Raw genomic sequence first — 4,829 nt, 5'->3', positions numbered from 1 at the left:
AAGCAAGTCTGGAGCAAATCTAGATGCCTTATTTCCAGAAAACCAAGGAATATCAGCATCCAAACACGCATTTAACAATAATGCTAATTCATGTTCAGTTTTACATTCAACATACCAATCTTGCAGTGTTAATCGCTCAATAATCTTTTTACTTGTCATTGTTTTATCCTCATGAATTCTAGCCGCTAATTCTGTAAAAAAGCCCGTTACTCAATTCACGGGCAAAGGATGAAAGGAATAATAGCGCTTTTACGGCAAGCGACAAGCCGTTTCGGGTCTCAAAACTAAATTAAAATAGATGATTCTTCTTGCAAAAACTATAGCGCTATCTAGCGATGTCATAAAACTTGGGCTAATTTTTATTTCATTTTTTATTGCGCTCTTTGCGTTTGTATATGTAGCTATACCAAGCTCAGCTTTGACAGATAAAATCAACTCAGCAAAATAATCTATGATGTAATCGTCGTTATTTGATTGAAGATTTTTAACAGCATCAGATATTAATTTGTTAGTTAAATCGGTAGCTTCTTTAATTTTTTTATTCATTTAATGAATCCCTCAAAAAAGCCCCATTTCTGGGGCAAACGGATTTGCATGTACTCGTCTTTCCGAGTTGTCAAAATTAGTTAGCTTAATAAAATGATTTTTTATTTTTTTCATTAAAAATAAATTCAGCTTTTTCATAACATATGAGCTTTAATGCTTTTTGAACTGAATCAGTGTCAACATCATCCCAACCAAACGCTTTCATTATTTTTTCTTCAATTTCTAGATAATCACTATCGCTGAGTTTGTCATAAAGTTCGTTTGATTGAGCTTTAATTTCTGCTTCTTTAGCGTCTTGCATTTCAGAATTATTCATCATTTTGCAATATGCTCTTTCGTAACCGTTCTCTACAGCTCTATGTAATTGCATAACTCACCTCTATTATTCTTATCAACCTCAAACTCAAGCCCACTTGTTTAAATGCGCTTTGATTTGAATGCTACACTCTCGCAGTAGCCGCGCTCTTGCCAAAGGAGTCTCATCGTAATGAGTAATGACGGGTGATAATCTGGCTCATTATCTCGTCTTACCCGCACACTTTTTTTCAACATTAACCCTAACTGGCTGTGTGTATGACTCTATGTCATTTCCAGCTTTGTCATGCAAACTCGGGAGCGTAATAATAACGCTATACTTTTCACCTAGGCGCGGTTCAATCCGCTTTAATTTCGCAATTCTTGTTTCCTCCCATTTGTTAACCAAATTATCTCGATGGTCACGAGTTTCTGCGCTCCCTTATTCCGTGTCATCCGTTCATCAGCTTAGAGGGAGCTAGGCATTTCGTTCTAAGATGAGCTTCGCTTTCACACTGTCTACTTGAATAACACTTTATAAGTTGTTCCGACTTTCCGAATTTTTAAAGAGCTTCAACTTTGGTAAGTTGATTTGTTTTGATGTGTGTATATTACCTAAAGGTTATCGTTTTGTAAATACCTAAAGGTAAATAAATTTAGTTAAAAAATAACCCAAAGGTAATAAGTGATTGTATTATAAGTGAAAAAACTTTTTTGATTGGCTGTTTTTTGAGCTGTGGTAAGTAGGGAATATAAAAAAAGCCACTTAAGTGGCTTGAGAAATGCAATTATTCGTTAGTCAAAATAGACATACTCAATATTTTGTCCAACAAACACTTTTCCTTGTATATAAAAATTATTCATTGAGTTTTTATCGAGTCTCCATTTTTCATATACTGAATTATCTGATATAACTATTATTTCAGTTCCTGTAACTTGAATGCGTTTTATATATATTTCGTTGTCAAAAACAAAAACATACACACCATCGCCATCGTAATAATTTATTTTTGTGTCAACATATACATTCGCACCCGATTTAATTGTTGGTGTCATGCTGTCGCCTTTTGCTGTTATTACTTTGATATGCTCAGTTGATCTTCTTCCAAATAATTTTAGTGCAAAATCAGGCGTAAACTCAATTGAACGTAAAACGCTAGCAAATTCACGTTCAGTGATTACACCGTTTCCACAGCTTGCACTGATATCCAAAACTTCTATTTTCACTCCATCCTCTTTTTTTATGTCATTTTTAATATTATTAGAATCTATTACAGGTTCTAGTTGATCATAAGGAGTTAAATCATCCAGCCAACCGCGCGGCAAATTAAAAGCAGTTTCAATATCAAACAAAACTTTGTCTGATATATTTTTTTTATTTGGTTTCCCTTCCTCATACAGCATTCTTGATACGTATGACGGGTTTTTATTTAATTTCTCTGATAATTCTGTAATTCTACCGTTACAGTATTTATCTTTTAATGTTATTAAATTTTTCCGTCTAATTTCATATATGTTCATACGCTCTCCTCATATTTCTTTTAATTTTAATAAAAATTTACCTTTTGGTAAATTACCTTGAGGTATTGATTTTATTTTTATCTTAGGGTAATATTCAAGAAAAATAATTAACCTACAGGTATTCATATGAATAAATTACGGCTTTTTTTAAACAGCTTAACGATAGAAGAGCAAATGGTATTTGCTGAAAAATGTGGTACTACAATCAAATATTTAAGAAAAAGAATTAGCGATCGCTCATCAAGACTCGGTGAAAAAATTTGCATTGAGATTGAAGACAAAACAAGCGGAAAGGTTAAATGCGAAGATTTGCGCCCAGACGTCAACTGGTCAGTAATTAGAGGTCGCTCATGAGCACATTAAACAATGAAAGCACACAAAGCCAATGCAAAAACATTTTTATATCTAACTCATTTCAAGTTCCCAACGCTGTTATTGATGAATTAATGGCTGATATGTCAGCTAATGCGTTACGTTGTTATTTACTGATTACTCGCAAAACCACGGGGTGGGGCAAAACAAGCGATAAAATCAGCATATCTCAATTTATGCAATATTTAGGGATAAAAGACAAGAGAACTGTTTATGCAGCTCTATCTGAATTAACAAATTTATGTTTGATCAATGCAATTAAAAATAATGGTGAGATTACTGAATATTCACTAGTGTTGGAAACGTCAGAACCAGTTACAAAAAATGCAGGTACAAAAAATGCTACTGGTAGCAAAAAATGCATAGAACCAGTGACAAAAAATGTACCCGCCACCAGTAACAAAAAATGTCACTCTACAAAAGACACTATAAAAAACAATATTACAAAAAAAAGGAACAATGATTTTGACCCTATGACTGCCAAACCAAAAAACGTGAGTGTTGACGTTTGGAAAAACTGGATTGATTACAGAAATTCGTTAGGTAAAAAACTACAACCACAATCGTGGGTAAAACAATCTCAAATGCTGGAGGCACAAGCAAATCCTGAATTGATAATTAACCAATCGATTATGAATGGTTGGCAGGGTCTGTTTCCTATCAAGAATAACACTGCTGTTAGCAATCATTCAAGCGACACGTCTTGGATAAACAACCTTGATGGAGAAATGTTCTGATGAAAAATATTGCTGAATTAGTTCCGCAAATCAACATCGTTAATGCCGTTGACAACTCAAAAAAGCAACAGCAGCAGGAACAAGTCGCTGAGGTTGTAAATAAATTATTTAGTCAACTGAGAGCCGCATGCCCTGCGATGTTCCATACTCTAAATCATAACGATGAGAATGCAATTAAACGCCAATGGATAATCGGTTTTGTTGAAAATGGCATCAATCCAGCAATGATTAATGCAGGTATGCGTATAGCCAGACAGCAAAATAACCCGTTTATGCCATCGGTAGGGCAATTTATCGGATGGTGTGAAAAAGGGTTGGCTGAACAATACGGATTACCAACCGCAGAAGGTTTGACTAAAGCCGTTATTGAATTTGGTAAATACAAGGGTTTTGATGATTTTTGCAATTACGATTACGGAAGCGATGCTAATTACTGGTTAATAAACGATCTCCACCGATTAATGCTGGATGAAAATTTGGGAAAAGAAAAATTATTAATCAGAGCAGAAAAAATGATTGCCGAAATGGCAAAAAGAATAATGATAGGTTGGGTAATACCAACACCGAACAAGGCGCTACCTAAAACAGTTCAAGGAAAACCGTTATCTCGTGAGGGGCAATTATCAAAGCTTTACGAAATAAAACAAAAATTTGGTTTTGGTCATGTCACGTCGAGTTAACCACTGCCCACTTGGACGTTATCACATGCTCGACAAAATAGCGTACGACTATGTGAGAGCAATAAAAAACAGAGGAGCAAATACGGCAAAGATTAAGCATGAAATGGCAGAACGAGTTAAAAAATATTCAGAAGAAGATAAGGCAAAATTGAGGGAGTTGATACAGAAATGGCTTACAAAATAACAGCAACAATCATAAAAAAATGGCAATCACCGACAAGCTGGACGCATTTTACTAATGAAGAATTAACAATCGAGCAATGCATTAAAAAGCTATCAAACGGTAAAGAGCTAGTTCAGCTTGATAATTTTGAGTGCGTGAGGGTTTAGTGATGTTTGAAGATTTTACTAGACGCTCTAAAGCGGTTATTAACTATCTAGTTTTTTGGTTAATCGTTATTGCGTTAGCTGTCAACGTTTCAGTAGCTAGCATTAACATCATTAATTCATTTTTTTCAGACAATGAGTTGGTACAAGCTGGGAGGTTCCTTGATTCAGTTGAAAACAGAGTTAACGAAAATGGGGTTGTGTTTTATGAAACAGCTAATCATCGAATTATAGTTACAACAAAAGAATGGTACGAACATCAAGAGAATAAAGAAAATGACTAAATTAACACAGCAAGAGTTAGAAAAAGAAGTAGAAAGATTTAAAAAACATCTAATTACTCCAATTCCTA

Annotated in this window: 9 protein-coding genes; 6 read left to right on the top strand and 3 right to left on the bottom strand. The window is 34.4% G+C overall.

Translation table 11 applies throughout. From position 1 onward, the window contains the following. Positions 1 to 249: 249 nt before the first annotated feature. The 3 genes from ACGH6Q_RS11925 to ACGH6Q_RS11915 all read right to left on the bottom strand — a co-directional run bounded on the left by ACGH6Q_RS11925 (position 250) and on the right by ACGH6Q_RS11915 (position 2,361). Positions 250 to 546 carry a hypothetical protein gene (locus ACGH6Q_RS11925; protein WP_411592937.1) on the bottom strand — a complete coding sequence of 99 codons (297 nt, stop codon included), beginning with the start codon at positions 544 to 546 and terminating at the stop codon, positions 250 to 252. A gap of 85 nt (positions 547 to 631) precedes the next feature. Then, positions 632 to 916: a hypothetical protein gene (locus ACGH6Q_RS11920; RefSeq protein ID WP_411592936.1), complete on the bottom strand. Its 285-nt coding sequence runs from the start codon at positions 914 to 916 to the stop codon at positions 632 to 634. 719 nt (positions 917 to 1,635) lie between these two features. Then, positions 1,636 to 2,361 (bottom strand): S24 family peptidase, encoded by a 726-nt coding sequence (locus tag ACGH6Q_RS11915; protein ID WP_411592935.1) that lies wholly within the window; start codon positions 2,359 to 2,361, stop codon positions 1,636 to 1,638. A gap of 126 nt (positions 2,362 to 2,487) precedes the next feature. On the opposite strand from ACGH6Q_RS11915, the gene ACGH6Q_RS11910 reads away from it, so the two are divergent. Genes ACGH6Q_RS11910 through ACGH6Q_RS11885 form a run of 6 tightly spaced genes read left to right on the top strand, consistent with a single transcriptional unit; the run spans position 2,488 to position 4,761 of the window. Then, complete coding sequence (locus ACGH6Q_RS11910) at positions 2,488 to 2,715, top strand: transcriptional regulator (RefSeq protein ID WP_411592934.1); 228 nt, start codon at positions 2,488 to 2,490, stop codon at positions 2,713 to 2,715. Then, positions 2,712 to 3,470 carry a replication protein gene (locus ACGH6Q_RS11905; RefSeq protein WP_411592933.1) on the top strand — a complete coding sequence of 253 codons (759 nt, stop codon included), beginning with the start codon at positions 2,712 to 2,714 and terminating at the stop codon, positions 3,468 to 3,470. The genes ACGH6Q_RS11910 and ACGH6Q_RS11905 overlap by 4 nt, the downstream gene beginning before the upstream one ends. Next, positions 3,470 to 4,150, top strand: coding sequence for a replication protein P (locus ACGH6Q_RS11900; protein WP_160399796.1), 681 nt, complete (start codon positions 3,470 to 3,472; stop codon positions 4,148 to 4,150). The genes ACGH6Q_RS11905 and ACGH6Q_RS11900 overlap by 1 nt, the downstream gene beginning before the upstream one ends. Then, positions 4,134 to 4,334 (top strand): hypothetical protein, encoded by a 201-nt coding sequence (locus tag ACGH6Q_RS11895; protein WP_411592932.1) that lies wholly within the window; start codon positions 4,134 to 4,136, stop codon positions 4,332 to 4,334. The genes ACGH6Q_RS11900 and ACGH6Q_RS11895 overlap by 17 nt, the downstream gene beginning before the upstream one ends. Beyond that, positions 4,319 to 4,480 carry a DUF1187 family protein gene (locus ACGH6Q_RS11890; protein ID WP_411592931.1) on the top strand — a complete coding sequence of 54 codons (162 nt, stop codon included), beginning with the start codon at positions 4,319 to 4,321 and terminating at the stop codon, positions 4,478 to 4,480. Before ACGH6Q_RS11895 ends, ACGH6Q_RS11890 begins: the two co-directional genes overlap by 16 nt. A gap of 2 nt (positions 4,481 to 4,482) precedes the next feature. Next, complete coding sequence (locus ACGH6Q_RS11885; protein WP_411592930.1) at positions 4,483 to 4,761, top strand: hypothetical protein; 279 nt, start codon at positions 4,483 to 4,485, stop codon at positions 4,759 to 4,761. The last annotated feature ends 68 nt before the right edge of the window (positions 4,762 to 4,829 follow it).

The organism is Gilliamella sp. BG2, from assembly GCF_046635645.1.
GTDB lineage: Bacteria > Pseudomonadota > Gammaproteobacteria > Enterobacterales > Orbaceae > Gilliamella > Gilliamella bombi.
The sequence above is the reverse complement of the archived record's forward strand: the minus strand, read 5'-3'. Positions and strand labels throughout refer to the sequence as shown.